The sequence below is a fragment of the Comamonas sp. MYb396 genome, from assembly GCF_037479555.1.
GTDB lineage: Bacteria > Pseudomonadota > Gammaproteobacteria > Burkholderiales > Burkholderiaceae_C > Comamonas.
The window spans coordinates 232,249-252,109 of record NZ_JBBGYU010000002.1 but is presented as its reverse complement, the minus strand read 5'-3'; the positions used below and the strand labels follow the sequence as shown (position 1 = coordinate 252,109).

The following is a 19,861-nucleotide window of genomic DNA, read 5'->3' as shown; positions in this document are numbered from 1 at the left end:
CAATCTTTACAGAGCCGGTGGCGTGGCATGCAAAAGACAGTCCTTGGGATACCCAGCCCCTCTTTATCGGTTTCGGTACCGAAAAATTCGGTCCATGGCAGTTATCGGCGCTTCATTTGATGCAATGCAGCAATTGCAGGAATGCGTTGCATGCTGGCGCTTATATGCGATTTCAAACCCACTGTGTCGCTATTTTTACAGGACTTGTCCTAATACCGTCGTAGGCCGAGCTAGATAAAAAATCTCACTCACGCTATCGAGTTCGATGATGTACCGGATGTGCTTCCCCCATTACAAGTGGGCGGGGCGGCACATGCCGGTACCGGTGGCGCTTAACAGACGCTTTTGATGGAGTACGACGCAATGGATAAAAGTATCAAGGCTGCAGTGGCCATGGTGGTGGCCGGTATGGCCGTGGCTGCAAGCGCGCAAGAGGTGGTGAAGATCGGTACGATGAGCCCGCTGTCCGGTCCTCAGGCGCACTATGGCAAGGACAACGTCACGGGCGTGCGCTTTGCGGTGGAAGACCTCAACACCCAGGGTGTGACCATCGGTGGCAAGAAGATCAAGTTCGAAGTGGTGGCCGAAGACGATGCGGCGGACCCCAAGCAAGGCACGGCCGCTGCGCAAAAGCTCTGCGATGACAAGGTGGCTGCGGTCGCCGGTATCCTGAACTCGGGCGTGGCCATTCCCTCGTCCAAGATCTTCAACGACTGCGGTGTGCCCTTCATCACCGGTGCGGCCACCAACCCTGAGCTGACTCGCCCTGGCTACCCCGGCGTCTTCCGCATCATCGCCAACGACAACGCGCTGGGCGCTGCGCTGGCGGGCTATGCGGCCGATACGCTGAAGCTCAAGAACGTGGCCGTGATCGACGACCGCACCGCCTACGGCCAAGGTCTGGCCAATGTGTTCAAGAAGGACGCGGGCGCCAAGGGCGTGAACATCGTGGCCTCCGAGTTCACCAACGACAAGGCCACCGACTTCATGGCCATCCTGACCTCCATCAAGGCCAAGAAGCCCGATGCGATCTTCTACGGCGGCATGGATGCGCAAGCCGGCCCCATGCTGCGCCAGATGGTGCAGCTGGGCATGACCAATGTGAAGTTCTTCGGCGGCGATGGCATCTGCACGGCCGAGCTGGCCAAGCTGGCCACCGGCACCAAGACCTTGGGCAATGTGGTCTGCGCCGACGGCGGTGCATCGCTGGCCAAGATGCCTGGCGGCACCGAATGGAAGAAGCGCTACGACGCCAAGAACCCTGGCGTGTTCCAGGTCTACAGCCCTTACTTCTATGACGCGACCATGCTGATCGTCGACGCGATGAAGCGTGCCGATTCCACCGATCCCAAGAAGTACCTGCCTGAGCTGCGCAAGTCCGAGTACAGCGGCGTGACCGCGAAGATTGCCTTCCAGGAAAACGGCGAGCTGAAGGTGCCTCTGTACACGCTGAGCCACTACATCGACGGCAAGAAGACGCCTATCGGCGAGTAAGCTGCCGCTGGTGCTGGGCACCTGCAAGGGTGCCAATCCCTAGCCCCCAAGCCCCCAAGCCCGCCTAGGCGGGCTTTTTGCTGTGCCTCGCTTCATGCGCCAGCAGCCACTGCTTGCGCGCCAGGCCGCCTGCGTAGCCGGTGAGCGAGGCATCGCTGCCGATGACCCGGTGGCAGGGCAGCACGATGCTGATGGGATTGGCGCCATTGGCCATGCCCAGCGCCCGCACTGCGGCCGGCCGCCCGATCTGCGCGGCCAGGCTGGCATAGCTGCGCGTGCTGCCCGCGGGGATGGCGCGCAAGGCCGTCCAGACCTGGCGCTGAAAATCGGTGCCGCCCAGCGCCAGTTCCAGGCTATCTGGCGCCTGCAGCTCGCCCTCAAAATACGCGGCCAGGGCATTGGCCACCGGCGCTGGCCGGTCCGCGCTGCTATGCATCTGCACATCGTTGCGCGGGTACTGGCGGCGCATCAGCAGGGCCATGCGCGCCTCATAGCCCTGCCAGTCAAGCGCCCGCAGGCGCTGCTGCTCGTCGCAGAGCAGCAAGATGGGGCCTTGCGGGCTGGGGATGTGGGAGAGCAGGAAGTTCAGCGGGGCCATGGTGGGGCTGGGGGATGAGGGGCGCGTAAGTACCGCAGTGTAGAGCGCTGGCGCCGTGGTGCAGGCGGGCAGGCTAAAGCGGTAAAACTAGACGCATAACAAGTTTCCTGCGCATCAAAAACCTGGGTGACGGTGTTTGTATCGCCGCCCCTCTACAATCGGCCGGCGAGCTGCAGCAGGCTGGGTCCCTTCAGGGCCTTGCTGGCAGCGGCTCAGCGTTATTCTCAGGGCGGGGTGCAATTCCCCACCGGCGGTATCTGGCTTTGAGGAGCCAGGAGCCCGCGAGCGCTTGCAAGGCCTACGGCCGCGCAAGGTCAGCAGATCTGGTGCGATGCCAGAGCCGACGGTCACAGTCCGGATGAAAGAGAATCGCGCAAAGCTTATAGCTGCCCTGCGCCGGTGCGCGCAGTGCTGCCATGGGCTTGCGCGCGCCCTGATTCAGGTCATTGAAGGACAGCAAAACCATGAATCAGCATTCCAGCATTTCCCACTCCATCATCAAGGCCGCACGCCTGGCGATTGTCAGCGCGCAATGGCATTCGGACATCGTGCACCAGGCGCGCGATGCCGCGCTTGCCGAGCTGGCCCAGCAAGGCTGGCCCGCCGACCAGATCGACCTCTACGATGTGCCCGGCGCCTTCGAGATCCCGCTGCTGCTCAAGCGCCTGGCCCAAAGCGGCCAGTACGCTGGTCTGATGGCCTGCGGTCTGGTGGTCAACGGCGGCATCTACCGCCACGAGTTTGTGACCACCGCCGTGATCGATGGCCTGATGCGGGTGCAGCTGGACACCGGCGTGCCGGTGTTCTCAGCCGTGCTGACGCCGCGCGACTTCCATGACTCGCAAGAGCACCATGAGTTCTTCTACCAGCATTTTGTGAAGAAGGGCGCCGAGCTGGCCCGCGCCTGCGCCACCACCGTGCAGCTGCACCGCAAGCTCGAAGAGCAGCAATTGCAGCAGCTGCAACCGCAAACCTTGGCGGCCTGACCGCCTCCAACAGCGTGAACTAAAGGGTTTTCCCTGGCCATCATGGGCAGCTAACTGTTTTTTGGCACACTGGCGAGCCGCTCTCCGTTTTGGAGTTGCGGCTTTTTTTATTGCAATGACCGATTCCGCACCTTTGACCCGCCGCCAGGCCTGGCTCGGCGTGATCGCCCTGGCCATGGGCGCCTTTGTTTTCAACACCACCGAGTTTGTGCCGGTGGGCCTGCTCAGCGACATTGGTGGCAGCTTTGGCATGGGCACCGAGCAGGTGGGCCTGATGCTGACCATCTATGCCTGGATCGTTGCGCTCACCTCGCTGCCCTGCATGCTGATGACCAAGAACATCGAGCGGCGCAAGCTGCTGATGGGGGTGTTTGCGCTCTTCATCCTGAGCCATGGCCTGTCGGCCATCGCCTGGAACTACGCCACCTTGCTGATCAGCCGCATGGGCATTGCGCTGGCGCATGCGGTGTTCTGGTCGATCACCGCATCCTTGGCGGTGCGCATTGCGCCGCAGGACAAGCGCCCGCAGGCACTGGGCCTGCTGGCCACCGGCACCACCTTGGCGATGGTGCTGGGCGTGCCTTTGGGCCGCATGGTGGGCGAGGCGCTGGGCTGGCGCACGACCTTTGGCATCATCGGCGTGCTGGCGCTGGCCGTCATGCTGGTGCTGTGGCGCATGCTGCCCCTGCTGCCCAGCGAGAATGCCGGTTCGCTGCGCAGCATTCCGGTGCTGTTCAAGCGCCCGGCGCTGTCGGCCACCTATGCCTTGCTGATCCTGATGGTGACGGCCCAGTTCACCGTCTACAGCTATATCGAGCCACTGATCCAACGCGAGGCGGGACTCAACAACCAGGTCACCACCTGGGTGCTGCTACTGTACGGCGGCATGGGCATTGTCGGCAGCATCTTGTTCAGCAGCTTTGGCATGCGCTGGCCGCGCGGCTTTTTGCTCTCTGCGATGGCGGTGCTGACGGCCTGCCTGTGGCTCTTGCTGCCCAGCACGCGCTGGCCGCCTGCGCTCTACCTGGTCTGCGCCGTGTGGGGTGTCGTCATGCTGTGCATGGTGCTACCGCTGCAGGCCAAGGTGCTGCGCCTGGCCTCGGATGCCACCGATGTCGGCATGTCGCTGTTCTCGGGCATCTTCAATATCGGCATTGGCGCCGGCGCCTTGCTGGGCAGCCAGGTGGGCATGCATGCCGGCCTGCACTACCTGGGCCCCGTGGGCGGCAGTATTGCCGTGCTGGGGGTGCTGTGGTGTGCCTATGCCGGCTGGAAGTGGCGCAGCAGCTTTGCCCCCGCAGGGGCCGAGGCGCGCATTGTGCCGCACTGACTGGCAAGCCAGCGCCAGCAAGTCGGCGCATTCACCTGCCCGGCACCGCCTCTGTGCCGGGCATTTTTTTGGCCTAGCGTTGCGCGGCTTGGGGTGGTCGGCGCAGGTAGATCCAGGCATCGAGCACCAGCAGCAGCAACAGGCTGCAGCCCAGCACCGGCAGCAGCCAGCCCAAGGCCGCGGCAGCCAGCAACAAGGCCAGCGCTGCCGTACGCGGCAATTGGCGCCATTGGTGGACCAAGGTCAGCTGGCCATGCAGCCACTCGCGGCTGCGGCCCGGGCGCTTGCGCCATTGCAGCCAGCCGGTCACCGCCATTGCGACAATGCCGGCGCCCAGCAGCACCAGCACCGCCTGGTTCAGCACACCCCAGCTGCCCATGTGCAGGTCAATGCCCCAGCGCGTCAGCTTGGCGGCCAGCGGGTAGTCGCTAAAGCGCTTGTGGTCCAGCACCCGGCCCTGCGCCAGGTCAATCGCCAGCGCATCCACCTCGGTCGGCCAGGAGCGGTTGATCTCGGTCACCGTCCAGGCTTTGCCGGCGGCTGCCGGCGGCCGGATCTCCAGCTTGGCTGATGCCAGGCCGTGCTGGCGGGCCAGTGCCAGGGCGGTGTCAAAGTCCTGGGGCATGGGCGCCATATCCGCCATAGCCATCGGGGCGGCCTGGTGCTCGGCATGGTCCGCATGCGGGTCGGCTGGGTGGTGGTGGGCATGCGCGTTGCTGCTGTCTGCCCCAAGGCTGGTGTTCAAACGCGGCGTTTGCCAGCCCATCTGCTGCAGCGCCTGGCCAAAATGGCCACCGGCCCAGCGCGACCAGGTCAGGCCCGTGGCCGACAGAAACAGCAGGCCCACCAGCAGCCACAGGCCCAAGCCATGGTGCCAGCGGCGGAGGCGAGGATGCGCCACCTGGGCGCCGGCCCGCTGCGGGCGCGACAGCCACCACAGTGCTACACCGCCCAGCGCAGCCACCCACAGCCAGGATGCCGCCAACTCGCTGTAGGTGCGGCCCCATTCGCCCATCAGCAACTGGCGGTGCAGCAGATCGAGCTGCTTGCGCAGCGGCAGCACGCCGCTGGTGCCATAGACCGTCAGGTCGCCCTGCAGCGCCAGGGTATAGGGATTGACAAAGAGGCTGCGGTACTCGGAGGGGCCCAGCGCCGCATCGGCCACCATCACGCGGGTGCTGCTACGCGCATCGGGCGCTGGCCGCACAGCGACCACGGCAGCGGGTGCGGGCAAGGACTGTAAGGCGGCTTGCACCTGGGCGGACAGCGGCTGCGCCTGGGCGCCAGGTGCCGGCGCGGCCTGCAGTGCGCTGCGGTAGAGCTGGTTTTCCAGCTGGGGCGTCAGCGCATACAGCAGGCCGGTGGCAGCAGCGACCACGATGAAGGGCGCGACCAGCAGGCCGATATACAGATGCAGTCTGCGGATCAGCAGCTGCCAGGTTTTGCGGGAGGAGGGAGACATCCAGGATCGTGGTTAGCGCATTGCGCGGCGCAGCGCAGCACTGCTCCAGTCCACCGCCATGCTCAAAAGCAGCATGGCGATGATGACGGTGCTGGCCTGCGCGTAGTGGAACAGCGAGAGTTCAAAATACAGCAGCTGGCCCAGGCCGCCAGCGCCGACAAAGCCAAGGATGGCCGCCATGCGGATGTTCATCTCCCAGCGGTACAGGGTATAGGCCAGCAGCTGCGGCGCAGCCGCTGGCAGCGTGCCATAGCAAAAGGCCAGCAGGCGGCTGCTGCCGGCCAGGCGCAGCGCCCGGGCGGGGGCTGCAGGTGTGTTCTGCAAGGCCTCGGCATAGAGCCGGCCCAGCACACCGGCCGTGTGCAAGGCCAGCGCCAAGGCGCCAGCAAACGGGCCCAGGCCCACGGCCAGCACGGTAATCGTCGCCCAGACCAGCTCGGGCACCGAGCGCAGCAGGTTGAGCAGCGCGTTCCAGGGCGCGCGCCAGCGCGGCAAGGCCAGCAGCAGCCCAGCCATTGCCGCCAGCAGGCTGCCGATGACGGAGATCGCCAAGGTCTCCCACACGCCCTGGGCCACCTTGCGCAGCCAGGCGGCGCTCAGGTCGGGCGAGAAAAAGCCGGCCACAAAGCTGCCCATCGACTGCACAGCATCGCGGCTGAAGAGCGCGGACCAGTCGATGTTAAGCAAGCCGAAGCTCGCCCACAGACCAGCGGCGCCGAGCAGCAGCAGCGCCGCACTGCGCCAGCCAAAGGGCAGCGCGCGGGCTGCTGGCGGCGTATCGAGCGCGCGGCGCAGCCACCAGGACAGCAGATCGGCCAGCGCCACCAGCAGCATAAAGGCCAGCAAGATGCTGGCGACTTCGCCGCCGTTGAGCATCTTCATCGCCTGGTCCATCAGCTGGCCCAGGCCGCCTGCGCCGACAAAGCCCATCACCACCGAGGCGCGGATTGCGCATTCCCAGCGGTAGACGGTGTACGAGGTGAGCTCGCGCGCCGCTTGCGGCAGCGCGCCATAAAGCAGCGCCTGCAAGCGGCCTGCACCGCTCGCGCGCAGCGCGCGGGCTGGCGCCGGGTCGGTGGATTCCAGAATCTCGGCATAGACCTTGGCCAGCATGCCGCCATAGGTCAGGCCCAGCGCCAGCACGCCAGCGGCGGGGCCCAGGCCAAACACCCGCACAAACACCAGCGCCCAGACCAGCTCGGGCACGCCGCGCAAAATGGTCAGCACACCCCGGGTGATGGGGTTGAGGCTGACTTTCTCTCTTGCAGCGCCGCTCGCCAGGTACGACAGCGGCAGCGCCAAAACCAGCGCCAGCGCCATGCCGGCGGTGGCAATCGCCAAGGTCTCCAGGCTGGCCTGGCCCAGGTAGGCCAGAAACTCCGGACTGCTCTCGGGCGGCAGAAACTGGGCCAGAAAACCACCGACCACTTTGAGGTTGTTGCTGTCAAAAAACGGCGCCAACGAGAAGCCCGAGGTCTGCAACATCGGCCACAGCACCAGCAACGCCAGCAGCAGCGCGATAAAGCGCCCACGCGCTGCTGGATCGCGGCGGTGCGTGTGGGGGGCAGCAGCTGGCATCAGCGGCATGTGATCAAGTCCGCCGCCGGGCTGGCCAGCACCTGCGGCGCGGCGCCGGCCATGCTGCCCAAGGTCGGCAGTGCGGCGGCACTGCCATCGGCATGGGCGTACAAAGCCTGGAGCTGCGCCTGGCTCACCTGCGCGGCCGGCAGGTCAAAGGCAATCCGGCCATCGCGGATGCCAACAATGCGTGCAAAGCAGCCCAGCGCCAGGTCCACCGCATGCAGGCTGGCCACCAAGGTGGCCTGGCGCGCAGCGGCTTCTTGCACCAGCAGCTGCACGGTGGCCAGCGACAGCGCGGGGTCGAGCGCCGAGACCGGCTCATCGGCCAGAATCAGCCGGGCCTGCTGGTAGAGCACCCGGGCAATGCCCACGCGCTGGAGCTGGCCGCCCGAGAGCTGGTCGCAGCGCGCAAAGAGCTTGTCCTCCAGCTGCACACGGGCCAGCGCCTCGCGGGCGCCGTTAATGTCTTGCGGGTAAGCCAGCGATGCCAGCGCCTTCCACAGTGGCCACTTGCCCAGGCGGCCAGCGAGCACGGCGGTGACCACGCGCTGGCGCAGCGCAATCGGTGCGCTCTGGTGCACGGTGCCGATGAGGCTGCGCAGCGCCTTGAGCTGGCGCGCCGTGGGGCTGGCAGGCGCGCTGGGCAAGGCCTGGCCCAGCACCTGCATGCGGCCGCTGCTGGGCAGGTGGGCCGTGCCGATCACCGTCAAGAGCGAGGTCTTGCCCGCGCCGGAAGGGCCGATCAGCGCAATGCTCTCGCCCTGCGCGGCAGACAGGCCGATGCCCGAGAGCGCGACAAAACCGTTGGTGTGGGTCAGGCCCACATCGTCAAGCACAAAGCTCATGGATCAAATGCTGGAAAAACACCGCAGAGGCGGCATGGGCACTGCACCAGCGCCCATGCCAGGCGGTCACTTACTTGAGCAGACCGGCGGACTTGGCGGCCGCCTCGGTGCCTGCATAGTTCTCGGGCTTGGTCGGGATGAACTTGGAGGCGCGCTGCAAATCCATGATCGCCTTGTGCTCGGGCTTGGCCGGGTCCAGCGCCAGGAAGGCATCGGTCAGCTTCTTGGTAATGGCCGGGTCCAGGTCGCCGCGCACGGTCCAGTTGTAGTCAAAGTAGGTGGGAGTGGTAGCAAACACGCGCACCTTGCTGGTGTCGACCTTCTTGGTCTCGACCAGCTTGTCCCAGACCGATGTGTTGAGCACACCGGCCTCTGCCTTGCCTGCCGCCACAAAGGCCACGGTGGCATCATGCGCGCCCGAGTAGGCCACGGTCTTGAAATCCTTTTCCGGGTTCAGGCCGTCTTGCAGCAGAAAGTAGCGCGGCATCAGGCTGCCCGAGGTGGACGAGGGCGCGCCAAACGCAAAGGTCTTGCCCTTCAAGTCAGCCAGCGTCTGGATGCTGGGGTCGGCGGTGATGAACTTGCTGGTGAACACCGCGTCTTCGGCGCGCTGCACGATCGGGATGGCCGTACCGTTGGTGCGGATCTTTGCCTGCACATAGGTAAAGCCGCCCAGCCAGGCCAGGTCCAGCTTCTTGGTGGCCAGGGATTCGACCACGGCCGCATAGTCTGACACCGGCGTGAACACCACCTGCATGCCCGTGGCCTGCGACAGGTACTCGCCCAGCGGCTTGAACTTGCGCTGCAGCTCTGTCGGCGCCTCGTCGGGGATGGCCGATACGCGCAGCACCGCAGGGGTGTCTGCATGGGCGCTGAAACTTGCCAGGCTGGAGAGGGTCAGCGCGGCCAGCGACAGGCCACGCAGCGCCGAGCGGCGAGCGGTAGAGTGGGTCATAGAGCTTCCGTTCGTTAAGCCACCGCCGTCCGGATACACGGCGGTTTAATAGGCCGCGCGGGTTGCACGCAGCGATAAGGACCAAGGCAGTACACCGACCACCAAAGCGGATTCTTGCTTATTTGGCAAAACCACCGCTGCTCCTCACGTTCTTTTTTGGCCACAGCGGCATGCAAGCCCTCCCTGGTGCCAGCCATCGCCAGCCAAAGCTGCGCTGGTGCAGCGCTTGGGGTCAGGACAGCGCCAGCGGCGCAAAGTGGGCCTGCAGCGCGGCCAGTGCCAGCCGCACCCGTGCGGGCAGCGCCTGGCGCTCAGGGGTCAGCGCAGAGATGCGCAGGCTGCCGCAATCCCAGTCGGGCAGCAGGCGCAGCAGCTGGCCGCTGCGCACCTGGTCGGCCACTTCCAGCGAAAACAGCCGGGCGAGACCCAGCCCCTCGCTGCACAGCTGCTGCAGCGCGTACTGCTGGTTGCTGATGATGCGTGGCGTGGTGTGCAGCAGCACCCGCTCGCCGCTGTGGCGGTGCTGCAGCTGCATGCTGGCGCTGTTGTTGTTGGTGCCGATATTGCGCGCCATCCAGGGCCAGGCTTGCAGCGCCTGCGGGTTGCTCGGCCAAGGCCTGCCTTGCGCCAGCGCAGGGGCGGCGCATATCCACCAGGGCAGGGTGCCCAGCGTGCGCGCAACCCAGTGGGAGTCGGGCAGCTCGCCCAGGCGAATGGCGATATCCACCCGCTCTGCGACCAGGTCGCTGTGCGAATCGTCGAGCAGCAGCTGCAGGCGCAGCTGCGGATGGGCATGCAGCAACGGAGCCAGCGCCCGGCCCAGCGGTGCGGCCAGGCCCAGAACGGCGGCAATGCGCAGCTCGCCCACGGGTTCGTCGCGCTCGGCATCGAGCTCGGCGCGGGCCTGGCGCGCGGCCTGCAGCATCACTGCGCACTGCGCATAAAAGCGCTGCCCGGCATCCGACAGGCTGAGCCTGCGCGTCGTGCGGTGCATCAGCGGCAGGCCCGCCTGGGCTTCCAGCTGCCGCACCTGCTGGCTGATGGCCGAAGCACTCATGCCCAAAAGGCGTGCAGCAGCCGTCATCGAGCCTTGCTCGACCACGGTGGCAAAAATAGCCATGCGCTTGAGGTCATCCATCCGCAGATTATGAAGCACAGCTTCAAAGAATTGCTTCAAATAGAGGGATTATCAAATCAGCTCCCCAGCCCTACAGTAGGGTCATGGCGTGGCGCAAAGGCGGCCCGCCGATGTTCATGCAAAGGAAATACGATGAAAGTCACCCTGATTGGATCGACCGGTTTTGTAGGCGCCGCATTGCTCGATGAATTGCTGCAACGCGGCCACGACGTGGTGGCCCTGGTGCGCGACCCCGCCAAGCTGGCGCCCCGCCCGCACCTGCAGGTGCTGCAGGGCGATGTGATGGATGCGGCCGTGGTGCAAAAGGCCGCGACGGGCAGCGACGCGGTGCTGTCGGCCTACAACGCGGGCTGGACCAACCCGAATATTTACGAGGACTTCCTCAAGGGCTCGCGCACTATCGAGGCCGGCACCCGCGCAGCCGGTGTGGCCCGCTACCTGGTGGTGGGCGGTGCGGGCAGCCTGTATGTGAACGGCCAGCAGCTGGTGGATTCGCCCGAGTTCCCCGCTGCGATCAAGCCTGGCGCCAGCGCGGCCCGCGACATGTATACCGCGCTGCAAAAAGAGACAGCCCTGGACTGGACCCTGCTGAGCCCACCCGTGGGTTTCCATGGCGGATCGGCTGGGCAAAGCCAGGGGCGCACGGGCCAATACCGCACCGGCAAGGATGAGCCGCTGTGGCAGGCCGATGGCAGCCCTGGCGATATCTCGGCAGCGGATTTGGCGGTGGCCCTGGTCGACGCGCTGGAGCAGCATCTGCACAGCAAGGCCCGTTTCACGGTCGCTTATTAAAAACGAGACGCAGACTTAGTCGGCCTGCGCCAGAAAAGCACGCACCCGGCCGAGCACCTGCTCAGCCATTTCGCGATGCGGCACATGGTGGGCGCCGGCGATGATGGCGGTCTGGCCACCAGCCCCCGCCTGGCGGGCAATGCGTTCAGGGTGCGCGGTGCTGCCATATTCATCGAGCTCACCATGGATGGCGAGCAGGGGGCATTGCAGGCCGGGCAGCCAGGCGTCTACGCTCCAATCGCTAAACGCGGGGCTGAGCCAGGTCTCTGTCCAGGCATCCACCACCCAGCGCGCCTTGCTGCCGTGGTACTTGGCCAGGCGCTCCAGTTGCGCAGCGTCCTGGAACAGCGCACGGGCCTCGACAATGCCCGCCCGCGTGCGGTCTTCGACAAAGGCCTGGGCGGCGATGGTGACCAGCGCCATGCATTCCTGGCCCGCGCGAGCCGCAATGGCGATGCCCATGCCGCCGCCCACGCTATGGCCCAGCAAGGCAAAGCGGTCCAGGCCCAGATGTTCGCGTACTACCGGAAAATAGATCTCCGCCTCTTCGCCGACAAACTGCGGTGACAGCGTGCCTGTGCGCGCATCGGACTGGCCAAAGCCCAGGCGGTCATAGGCGATCACCTGCCGGCCAGTGGCCTGGGCCAGTTGCGCCGGAAAATCGCGCCATAGCGCGACCGACCCCAGCGAGTCATGCAGCAGCACCAGCGGTGCTCTGTGTGCGGTGCGCGGGGTCCAGGTTTTGGCATACAGCCGGCCCTGCTGGGGCAGGCCGATCCAGTGTTCTTGGGCGATGGCGGCGGTGTCGGAGATGGCAGTCATGGTCTCGGCGGCGAGGGAGATGACCGCATCTTAGTGGCGCCGGCCGGTGTTTATCTGCCCGCCGGAGACACCACAAAGTTCATCTGCATCTGTGCACGTGCCGGGTCGGTCCAGCGGTAGGGCAGCTCGGCCTCTTGCACCTGCAGCATCGCATCCACCGGCCAGGCGGCCCACCACCAGGCGTCGGGGGCCGGGTCCTCGGTGGAGATTTGCAGCCAGGGCAGCTGCTGGCGGCGCGCGCTTTCGGCGGCCTGCCATGCGCAGTCCCTATGAAAGCCCGGCTCGTCCGCATCGCAGACCACAATCTGGGCCTGGGGGAAGAGAATGCGCATCACGCCGCCGGTGGTGTGGTGCTCGGCCAGCACCATGCCCTGGCCTTGGTAGCCGGCCTGGCGCAAAGTGCTGGCGATCAGGTCCAGCTGCCAGTTGAGGCGGTCACCCTTGCCGCGCTTGGCATCGCGCAGCGGCGCCAGCAAGGCCAGCGACCACACCAACACCAGCATGCCCAGGCAGGCCAGCAGGTAGCGCTGGCGGCTTTTGTCCGATGCGGCAAGCGCCGGCCAGCGGGCCAGCATATAGAGCGGAAAAACCAGCAGCAGCGGCTGGATCCAGCGGCCATCGAACTTGGCCGCACCGGCCAGCGCCATCAGCGCCAGCGAGCCCGCCACCAGCGTCATATAGCGGCCCAGCAGCGGCACCAGCCAGTCAGGCGTGGGACTGCTGTTTTCAGCGCCGCTGGCTGCAGCGGGCTGTTGCCAAAAGCGCCCACTGGTCCAGCGCGCCATCAGCAGCCAGGGCAGCACGGCCAGCAGCAAAAAGGCCAGCAGATCGCGCAGGCCCTGGGCCAGGCCGCTGAGGTAGGAGCTGGTTTCTGCCGGGTGCAGCTTGTCCAGCGTGGCGCCGCTGGCCGCTTGCCAGTGCTCCAGCACCCACCAGGCATGCGGGGCCACCAGCGCGATGCTGATCAGTGGCGTCAGCCACCAGCCGCGCGAGAGCAGCGCACGGCGCGTGCTGCCCAAGCTCAGGCAGGCCAGCAGCAAGGTCACGGCCACCAGCAGGTAGCTGTATTTGGAGAGCATGCCCCAGGCCACGGCCAGGCCCAGGTAGACAAAACCCAGCGGGCGCGGCTGGCGCAGCTGGCGCAGCAGCAACCACCAGGTCGCGCAGATCGCGCAGGTCAGCATCACCGTGTGGGTCTGGTCGCGCAGCAGCTGCCAGGCAATGCCGGGCAGCCAGGCCATGCCGGCGGCCGCCAGCCAGGCCTGGCGCGCGGGCAGCACCTCACGCGCGGCCAGCAGCATAAAGACAAAGCTCAGCGCAATCAGGCTGTTTTTGAGCAGCACCACGGCCAAGGTGCTGGGGCCCAGCACCCACACCAGGGCCCATTGCAGCCAGGTGTAGAGCGGCGGCTGGGGCCCGTAGCCCAGTGCCAGCTGCTGCGACCAGACCAGCTGCTCGTTCTGGTCCCAGGACACCCCGTGCGAGGCCAGCAGGCGGCTGGCCATGACCAGCACAAACAGCGCTGCAATCCAGCGCAGGGCTTGGCGGTCAACGGCAGGGGGCTGGGTAGGGAGCGGGGTCATGCAAGCGGCAAGAAGGGCGGCATGGCCGCCAAAAAAACTGCCCGATCATAAAGGGCAGACGTAAAGCCAACGCAAAGCGCGAGGGCGGTTGGGTGTGATTTTTAGCCTGCGCTGGGCCAGGGCGCATCGCCATAGAGCTGCGCTGCGCTGATGCCCAGATCCAGCCGCTGGATGGGCAGCGGCGGCGGTTGCAGCTGCAAGCCCAGGCGCTGGTAGACGCCTTCGCTCGACAGCCCGTAAGGCGCCGCATCGGCATTGTCAAACGCAAAGAACACCTGTTTGGCCTGGCCCGCCACGATTGCGGCCAGGCACATGGGGCAGGGGTGGCCGGAGGCATAGACCGTCAGCCCCTGCAGGTGCGGCAGCTGGCGCTGGTGGCAGCAGTCGCGGATGGCTTCCATCTCGGCGTGGCCCGTCATGTCCTGGGTCTGGCTGATGGTGTTGACGCCCCGGCCCAGAATATGGCCCGCATCATCGGCAATCGCTGCGGCAAAGGGGCGGCCTTTGTGCAGATGGCGGTTGCGGTGGGCGCTGGCTAGCACCTCGCGCAGGATGGCGGTGTGCTGGGCTTGCAGGGTGTTGGTCATGGGGCGCTTCTTATCGGGGAACACCTGGCCGATTGTGCTGTCAGCCTGTGGGCCGGTGCCGCCTGGCTGGCAAAGGCTGACAGTGGCACTGCGGCACTGGGCCTGGTGGGGGATGCGCGAACTGGGGCAAGATGCAGGCATGCATACCGCCCCCTTATCCACCCCTACCGTGCCCAGCGATGGCTGGAACCCTGCACAAACCGGCCATGCCTTGTTCCGCACCCGGCTGGGTGTTTGCGGCATTGCCTGGGGTGCGCAGGCCGTGGTGGCGCTGCGGCTGCCCGAGCCCAGCCTGGAGGGCACACAGATGCGCCTGCTGGAGCACGCACGCCAGCGCCGCGAGGGCCTGTGGCCGCAGGCCCAGGTGCCAGGAGATTTGAGTGCGCAGGCCCTGCAGGCGGTGGCCGGCGTGCAATGGCTCTTGGCCGGGCGCCAGGGTGGTGCCGACCTGGATCAGGGCGCGCCCTGGCCCGATGCGCCCGCCCCTGTGCTGGGTGATTTGCGCAGCCTGCTGACCTTGAACCGCTGGTCTGCGCACAGCGGTTTACCGCTGCTCGATGATGTGGTGCTGGACTGGCATGGCGTGCCGGATTTTTCGCGGGCGGTCTACCAGCTGGCATTGGCCATTGAGCCGGGGCAGACGCGCAGCTATGGTGAGCTGGCCGACGACTTGGGTGGCAAGGGGATGGCCCGTGCAGTAGGCCAGGCGCTGGGGGCCAACCCCTTTGCACCCGTGGTGCCCTGCCACCGCATCTTGGCGGCGCATGGCGCGCGCGGCGGCTTCTCGGCCAATGGCGGCACGCGCACCAAGCTGCAGCTGCTGGAGTGGGAGGGCGCAGCGCTGGGCGATGGCGTCAGCCTGGGTCTGTTTGACTGAGAGCCGCTAACACACCCCTTGATACGTCGTTGCCAAGCCTTGTCGTACTACAGTACTGCCTGCGGCTTGACGCCTAGTCTCAACCGCAAACCTTCGGTTTGCTGGGCCGTGTTAGCGACTCTAAGACTCTAATGAAATGAAACAAAAGGGCCGCAACAGCGGCCCTTGGTGCATCAAGGCAATAACGTCAACCCTTAGACCACGCCTTCGCTGTGCAGCTGCGCAATCTGCGTGGGCGAGCGGCCCAGCTCGGCCAGGATCTCGTCGGTGTGCTGGCCCATCGCGGGCGGTGGGCGGCGCACCACAGGCGGCGTAGCCGTCAGCCGCATGGGGCTGGCGACGGTGCTGATGGTACCGATCTGGTCGCCAGCGTCGCGCGGGATCTGCACATGCAGGCCGCGAGCAATCACCTGCTCGTCCTCAAAGGCCTGGGCGATGTTGTTGATGGGGCCGCAGGGGACGGCCTTGTCTTCGAGCAGCGCAATCCATTCGGCGGTGGTGCGGGTCTTCATCAGCGGGTACATCAGTTCCTGCAAATCCTTGCGGTGGATAATGCGGCCCGAGTTGCGGGTAAAGCGCGGGTCCTGTGCCCAGGCCTCGTTGCCGGTGGCGGCGCAAAAGCGGGCGAACTGGCCGTCGTTGCCAATGGCCAGCAGCACATTGCCGTCCTTGCTGGGGAAGTCCTGGTAGGGACCCACGCTGGGGTGGATATTGCCTGCGCGCTGCGGAATATCGTCCGCATTCAGGTAGCCCACGGCCTGGTTGGCCAGCACGGCCATGCCCACATCCAGCAGCGCCATGTCGATGTGCTGGCCTTCGCCGGTCTGGTGGCGCGCCTGCAGCGCGGCCAGGATGGAGCAGCAGGAATAGATGCCGGTGAACACATCAGTGACCGCGACGCCGACCTTGAGCGGGCCGCCACCGGGCTCGCCATCGGGGTGGCCGGTGATGCTCATCATGCCGCTCATTGCCTGCACCATCAGGTCGTAGCCGGCGCGGGGGGCGTAGGGGCCGGTCTGGCCAAAGCCGGTGACCGAGCAGTAGATCAGGCGCGGGTTGATCTTGCGCAGGCTTTCATAGTCCAGGCCATAGCCCTTGAGGCCGCCCACCTTGAAGTTCTCGACCAGGATGTCGGCATCCTTGGCCAGTTCGATGATCAGCGCCTGGCCCTGGGGCGAGGCCATGTCGATGGTGATGCTGCGCTTGTTGCGGTTGCAGCAGGTGTAGTAGCTGGCCTGCTCGGTCTTGGCGCCGTCATCGGTGTGCAGGTAGGGAGGGCCCCAGTGGCGGGTGTCGTCGCCAGCCTCGGGGCGCTCGACCTTGATCACCTCGGCGCCCAGGTCACCGAGCATCTGCGCGCACCAGGGGCCGGCCAGCACCCGCGACAGATCCAGAACTTTGATGCCGTCCAGCGGCGCGATGCTTGCGGTCATGGTGTCTCCAAATTTGATAGCTGCCCATGCATGTGCAACAGGCGCTGCAGCAAGAAATTTCTGCAAAACTCGCCGATGGTACGTGCGGCCTCAGGGCGGCGCCATTCGCATCCGGCAAGGGGGTGGTTAAGCGATCACAAAACACCACAACCCACCCACGCAGCGCCTGCAGTGAAGTGGGTTGTGGGCAGGCATGCAGCGGGCGCTGCATGCGATGGGGCTCGGGCCGTTCTTAGTTGGCGAACGCGGCGATGCCGGTCTGGGCCCGACCCAGGATCAGCGCATGCACATCGTGCGTGCCTTCGTAGGTGTTGACCACTTCCAGGTTGACCAGGTGGCGCGCCACACCGAACTCGTCGCTGATGCCGTTGCCGCCCATCATGTCGCGTGCCAGGCGGGCAATGTCCAGCGACTTGCCGCAGTTGTTGCGCTTGATCAGCGAGGTGATCTCGATCACGTTCTGGTGCTCGTCCTTCATGCGACCCACGCGCAGTGCCGCTTGCAGGCCCAGCGTGATTTCGGTCTGCATGTCGGCCAGCTTTTTCTGGATCAGCTGGTTCGCGGCCAAGGGGCGGCCAAACTGCTTGCGGTCCATCGTGTACTGGCGGGCGGTGTGCCAGCAGAACTCGGCTGCACCCATTGCGCCCCAGGCAATGCCAAAGCGGGCGCTGTTCAGGCAGGTGAAGGGGCCCTTCAGGCCGCGTACTTCGGGGAAGGCGTTTTCTTCGGGCACAAACACGTCGTCCATGACGATCTCGCCGGTGATCGAGACGCGCAGGCCCACCTTGCCGTGGATCGCAGGCGCCGACAGGCCCTTCATGCCCTTTTCCAGCACAAAGCCGCGGATCTGACCGACCGCGCCGCCTTCGGAGACTTCCTTGGCCCAGACCACGAACACATCGGCGATGGGGCTGTTGGTGATCCACATCTTGCTGCCCTTGAGCTTGTAGCCGCCATCGACCTTGTAGGCACGGGTGGCCATGCTGCCTGGGTCGGAGCCATGGTCAGGCTCGGTCAGGCCAAAGCAGCCGATGAACTCGCCCGAGGCCAGCTTGGGCAGGTACTTTTGCTTTTGTGCTTCGGTGCCGAACTCGTTGATCGGCACCATCACCAGCGAGGACTGCACCGAGGCCATCGAGCGGTAGCCCGAGTCGATGTACTCGATCTCGCGTGCCACCAGGCCGTAGCTCACATAGTTGAGGCCGGCGCCGCCGTATTCGGTGGGGATCGTCGGGCCCAGCAGGCCCAGCTCGCCCATCTCACGGAAGATGCTGGTGTCCACCGATTCCTTGCGGAACATTTCCTGCACGCGCGGTGCGAGCTTGTCGCGGCAGTAGGCGCGGGCCGCGTCGCGGATCATGCGCTCGTCTTCGGTCAGTTGTTCGTCGAGGTGGAAGGGGTCTTCCCAGGTGAATTGCGCCATGTCTTGCTCCTTGGATCTGTATTCGCTGATCGGAAGGCAGGCCGGGCGCAGAAGCGCGGGCCTGCCAAAACAGCCGCCATGGTAGGCCTGCCGCAGCGCAGGGGCAAACGATTGTTTATCATCCAGATATGCGTATTAAGCATTTATACGCATGCCGTCGCAGTGCAGTCACAGAGAAAAAATGGGTGATTACATGCGTCACACAGGAGACAAGATATGCGCCGAATGATTCCTTCGACCCAGGCGCTGGCCTGTTTTGAGGCCGCTGCCCGCCACGAAAGCTATACCCGCGCCGCCCAGGAGCTGGCGCTGACGCAAAGCGCCGTCTCGCGCCAGATCATTGCGCTCGAAGAGCAGCTGGGCGTGCAGTTGTTCAAGCGCTCGCGCCATGGCATGGTGCTGACGGCCGCAGGCCACCAGTACAGCCAGCAGGTGGCGCAGTGGCTGCAGGGCATCGAGCGCGGCACCCTGGACATCATGGCCCACCAGGGCGCGGGCGGCGCGATCAGCATTGCGGCCGTGCCCACCTTTGCCACCCGCTGGCTGCTGCCGCGCCTGCCGCAGTTCCTGCAGCAGCATCCGGGGGTGGTGGTGCATATCGATGTGCAGACCCGGCCCTTTGCCTTTGCCGAGCGCCAGGTCGATGCCGCCATCTATGCCGGCACGGCCGAGCAGGCGCGCCAGTGGCCGGGCACGCAGGCCGCTTGGCTGATGGACGAGCTGATCGTGCCGGTCTGCAGCCCGCGCCTGCTCGAGGGCGCCACCCAGCGCGGGCGCGGCCGTGCCTACCTGACGGTATCGCCCCAGGTGCTGGCCCAGCTGCCGCTGCTGCAGCAAAGCACCCGGCCGGACGGCTGGCGCAAATGGTTTGATGCCGCTGGCGTGCAGGCGCCCCATGCGCTCGATGGCCCGCGCTATGAGCTGTTCTCGATGCTGGCCGTGGCTGCTGCGGCCGGTATGGGCGTGGCGCTGATCCCGCCGATGCTGATCGAGGATGAGCTCGCCCGGGGCGAGCTGGTGGTCGCCTGTGAGCAGCCTTTGACCGGTAGCCGCGCCTATTACTGGATGACCCCGCTGGCGACCGAGCCCCTGCCTGCCCAGCCCGCGCTGCAGGCCTTTGCCAGTTGGCTCAAAGGCCGGGCCGCCTAGCGGCCTAAGGGTAAGTGCTGCAGCGCAACAGGCCCCCGGCATCACTACAATCTAAAAATTGCCTTAGAGGTAAAAACCGCCGTCCCAGAGACTAGGATGGACGGTATTCCCATAACGCCAGCCGTTGGCGAGAGACACAGGAGATCCGCGTGCCGGAAAACACCCCAGGAACAGCCACCGCTTCCGAGCGCGTCGTCAAGAAATACCCCAACCGCCGTCTGTACGACACCCAGACTTCTGCCTACATCACCCTGGCTGAGGTCAAGGCCCTGGTCATGCAAAACGAGCCCATCGTCGTCAAGGATGCCAAGACCGGCGAGGACCTGACGCGCAGCATCCTGCTGCAGATCATTCTGGATGAGGAAGCCGGCGGCGCGCCGATGTTCACCGAGGCCATGCTGGTCAACATCATCCGCTTCTACGGCCATGCGATGCAGGGCTTTATGGGCTCCTACCTGGAGCGAAATGTGCAGCTGTTCACGGAGATGCAAGGCCGCTTTGCCGACCAGATGAAGGGCGCCACGCCCGAGATGTGGCGCAATTTTCTGGGTATGCCGATGCCCGGCGTGCCAGGCATGCCCGATGCGAGCAACTACCAGGCGCAGTCGCAGCAGTTCTTCCAGCAGATGCAGGAACAGATGCAAAAGCAGACCGAGCAGATGCTGACGGCTTTTGGCATCAAGCGGCCTTGATGCTGGGAATGGCTTGGTGCCCGCTGCAGGGGCCAGGCCATGTTGCGCGCCCGCTGTCTGACGCGTGCATGCCACGTGCAGCTTGAGCAAACGGGCGACTTTGATGCTGCGTTC

General features: G+C 65.7%; 18 protein-coding genes and 1 riboswitch. Of the genes, 7 read left to right on the top strand and 11 right to left on the bottom strand.

Going from position 1 to position 19,861, the window contains the following annotated elements:
* Window positions 1–363 precede the first annotated feature (363 nt).
* The gene (locus tag WH265_RS05340) at window positions 364–1,494 is read left to right on the top strand and encodes a branched-chain amino acid ABC transporter substrate-binding protein (protein ID WP_339520802.1); all 1,131 of its coding nucleotides are present in this window, start codon (window positions 364–366) and stop codon (window positions 1,492–1,494) included.
* Window positions 1,495–1,558: 64 nt separating this feature from the next.
* Here the strand turns inward: WH265_RS05340 and WH265_RS05335 are convergent, their stop codons facing one another.
* On the bottom strand, window positions 1,559–2,092 hold the full coding sequence (locus WH265_RS05335; protein WP_339557597.1) for a methylated-DNA--[protein]-cysteine S-methyltransferase: 534 nt from the start codon (window positions 2,090–2,092) through the stop codon (window positions 1,559–1,561).
* Window positions 2,093–2,308: 216 nt separating this feature from the next.
* Window positions 2,309–2,466: riboswitch (FMN riboswitch) on the top strand.
* Between the two features lie 90 nt (window positions 2,467–2,556).
* Here WH265_RS05335 and WH265_RS05330 point away from each other — a divergent pair.
* Both WH265_RS05330 and WH265_RS05325 read left to right on the top strand, forming a co-directional pair.
* Window positions 2,557–3,078: a 6,7-dimethyl-8-ribityllumazine synthase gene (locus tag WH265_RS05330; RefSeq protein ID WP_339557596.1), complete on the top strand. Its 522-nt coding sequence runs from the start codon at window positions 2,557–2,559 to the stop codon at window positions 3,076–3,078.
* 115 nt (window positions 3,079–3,193) lie between these two features.
* Window positions 3,194–4,408: a sugar transporter gene (locus WH265_RS05325; RefSeq protein WP_339557595.1), complete on the top strand. Its 1,215-nt coding sequence runs from the start codon at window positions 3,194–3,196 to the stop codon at window positions 4,406–4,408.
* A gap of 73 nt (window positions 4,409–4,481) precedes the next feature.
* Here the strand turns inward: WH265_RS05325 and WH265_RS05320 are convergent, their stop codons facing one another.
* The 5 genes from WH265_RS05320 to WH265_RS05300 form a co-directional block, all read right to left on the bottom strand.
* Complete coding sequence (locus WH265_RS05320; protein ID WP_339557594.1) at window positions 4,482–5,870, bottom strand: PepSY-associated TM helix domain-containing protein; 1,389 nt, start codon at window positions 5,868–5,870, stop codon at window positions 4,482–4,484.
* Window positions 5,871–5,882: 12 nt separating this feature from the next.
* A complete protein-coding gene (phnE, locus tag WH265_RS05315; RefSeq protein WP_339557593.1) occupies window positions 5,883–7,448 on the bottom strand; it encodes a phosphonate ABC transporter, permease protein PhnE in 1,566 nt (521 codons plus the stop codon).
* On the bottom strand, window positions 7,448–8,296 hold the full coding sequence (locus tag WH265_RS05310; RefSeq protein WP_339557592.1) for a phosphonate ABC transporter ATP-binding protein: 849 nt from the start codon (window positions 8,294–8,296) through the stop codon (window positions 7,448–7,450). Before WH265_RS05310 ends, phnE begins: the two co-directional genes overlap by 1 nt.
* A 70-nt stretch (window positions 8,297–8,366) precedes the next feature.
* On the bottom strand, window positions 8,367–9,251 hold the full coding sequence (locus WH265_RS05305) for a putative selenate ABC transporter substrate-binding protein (RefSeq protein WP_339520789.1): 885 nt from the start codon (window positions 9,249–9,251) through the stop codon (window positions 8,367–8,369).
* A 232-nt stretch (window positions 9,252–9,483) separates the two neighbouring features.
* Window positions 9,484–10,389 carry a LysR family transcriptional regulator gene (locus tag WH265_RS05300; RefSeq protein WP_339557591.1) on the bottom strand — a complete coding sequence of 302 codons (906 nt, stop codon included), beginning with the start codon at window positions 10,387–10,389 and terminating at the stop codon, window positions 9,484–9,486.
* A gap of 132 nt (window positions 10,390–10,521) precedes the next feature.
* Between WH265_RS05300 and WH265_RS05295 the strand changes: the two genes are divergently transcribed.
* Window positions 10,522–11,181: an NAD(P)-dependent oxidoreductase gene (locus tag WH265_RS05295; RefSeq protein ID WP_339557590.1), complete on the top strand. Its 660-nt coding sequence runs from the start codon at window positions 10,522–10,524 to the stop codon at window positions 11,179–11,181.
* A gap of 15 nt (window positions 11,182–11,196) precedes the next feature.
* On the opposite strand, the gene WH265_RS05290 is transcribed toward WH265_RS05295, so the two are convergent.
* The 3 genes from WH265_RS05290 to WH265_RS05280 all read right to left on the bottom strand — a co-directional run bounded on the left by WH265_RS05290 (window position 11,197) and on the right by WH265_RS05280 (window position 14,173).
* A complete protein-coding gene (locus tag WH265_RS05290; protein ID WP_339557589.1) occupies window positions 11,197–12,003 on the bottom strand; it encodes an alpha/beta fold hydrolase in 807 nt (268 codons plus the stop codon).
* 50 nt (window positions 12,004–12,053) lie between these two features.
* Window positions 12,054–13,586 carry an ArnT family glycosyltransferase gene (locus WH265_RS05285; RefSeq protein ID WP_339557588.1) on the bottom strand — a complete coding sequence of 511 codons (1,533 nt, stop codon included), beginning with the start codon at window positions 13,584–13,586 and terminating at the stop codon, window positions 12,054–12,056.
* A gap of 101 nt (window positions 13,587–13,687) precedes the next feature.
* The gene (locus tag WH265_RS05280) at window positions 13,688–14,173 is read right to left on the bottom strand and encodes a nucleoside deaminase (protein WP_339557587.1); all 486 of its coding nucleotides are present in this window, start codon (window positions 14,171–14,173) and stop codon (window positions 13,688–13,690) included.
* 139 nt (window positions 14,174–14,312) lie between these two features.
* On the opposite strand from WH265_RS05280, the gene WH265_RS05275 reads away from it, so the two are divergent.
* Complete coding sequence (locus WH265_RS05275; protein ID WP_339557586.1) at window positions 14,313–15,050, top strand: methylated-DNA--[protein]-cysteine S-methyltransferase; 738 nt, start codon at window positions 14,313–14,315, stop codon at window positions 15,048–15,050.
* Between the two features lie 194 nt (window positions 15,051–15,244).
* On the opposite strand, the gene WH265_RS05270 is transcribed toward WH265_RS05275, so the two are convergent.
* Complete coding sequence (locus WH265_RS05270; protein WP_339557585.1) at window positions 15,245–16,483, bottom strand: CaiB/BaiF CoA transferase family protein; 1,239 nt, start codon at window positions 16,481–16,483, stop codon at window positions 15,245–15,247.
* Between the two features lie 232 nt (window positions 16,484–16,715).
* Window positions 16,716–17,906, bottom strand: a complete 1,191-nt coding sequence (locus WH265_RS05265) for an acyl-CoA dehydrogenase (RefSeq protein WP_339557583.1) — start codon at window positions 17,904–17,906, stop codon at window positions 16,716–16,718.
* A gap of 216 nt (window positions 17,907–18,122) precedes the next feature.
* Between WH265_RS05265 and WH265_RS05260 the strand changes: the two genes are divergently transcribed.
* Window positions 18,123–19,055, top strand: coding sequence for a LysR substrate-binding domain-containing protein (locus WH265_RS05260; protein WP_116927284.1), 933 nt, complete (start codon window positions 18,123–18,125; stop codon window positions 19,053–19,055).
* Between the two features lie 149 nt (window positions 19,056–19,204).
* The gene (gene phaR / locus WH265_RS05255) at window positions 19,205–19,747 is read left to right on the top strand and encodes a polyhydroxyalkanoate synthesis repressor PhaR (protein WP_021026964.1); all 543 of its coding nucleotides are present in this window, start codon (window positions 19,205–19,207) and stop codon (window positions 19,745–19,747) included.
* Window positions 19,748–19,861 lie beyond the last annotated feature (114 nt).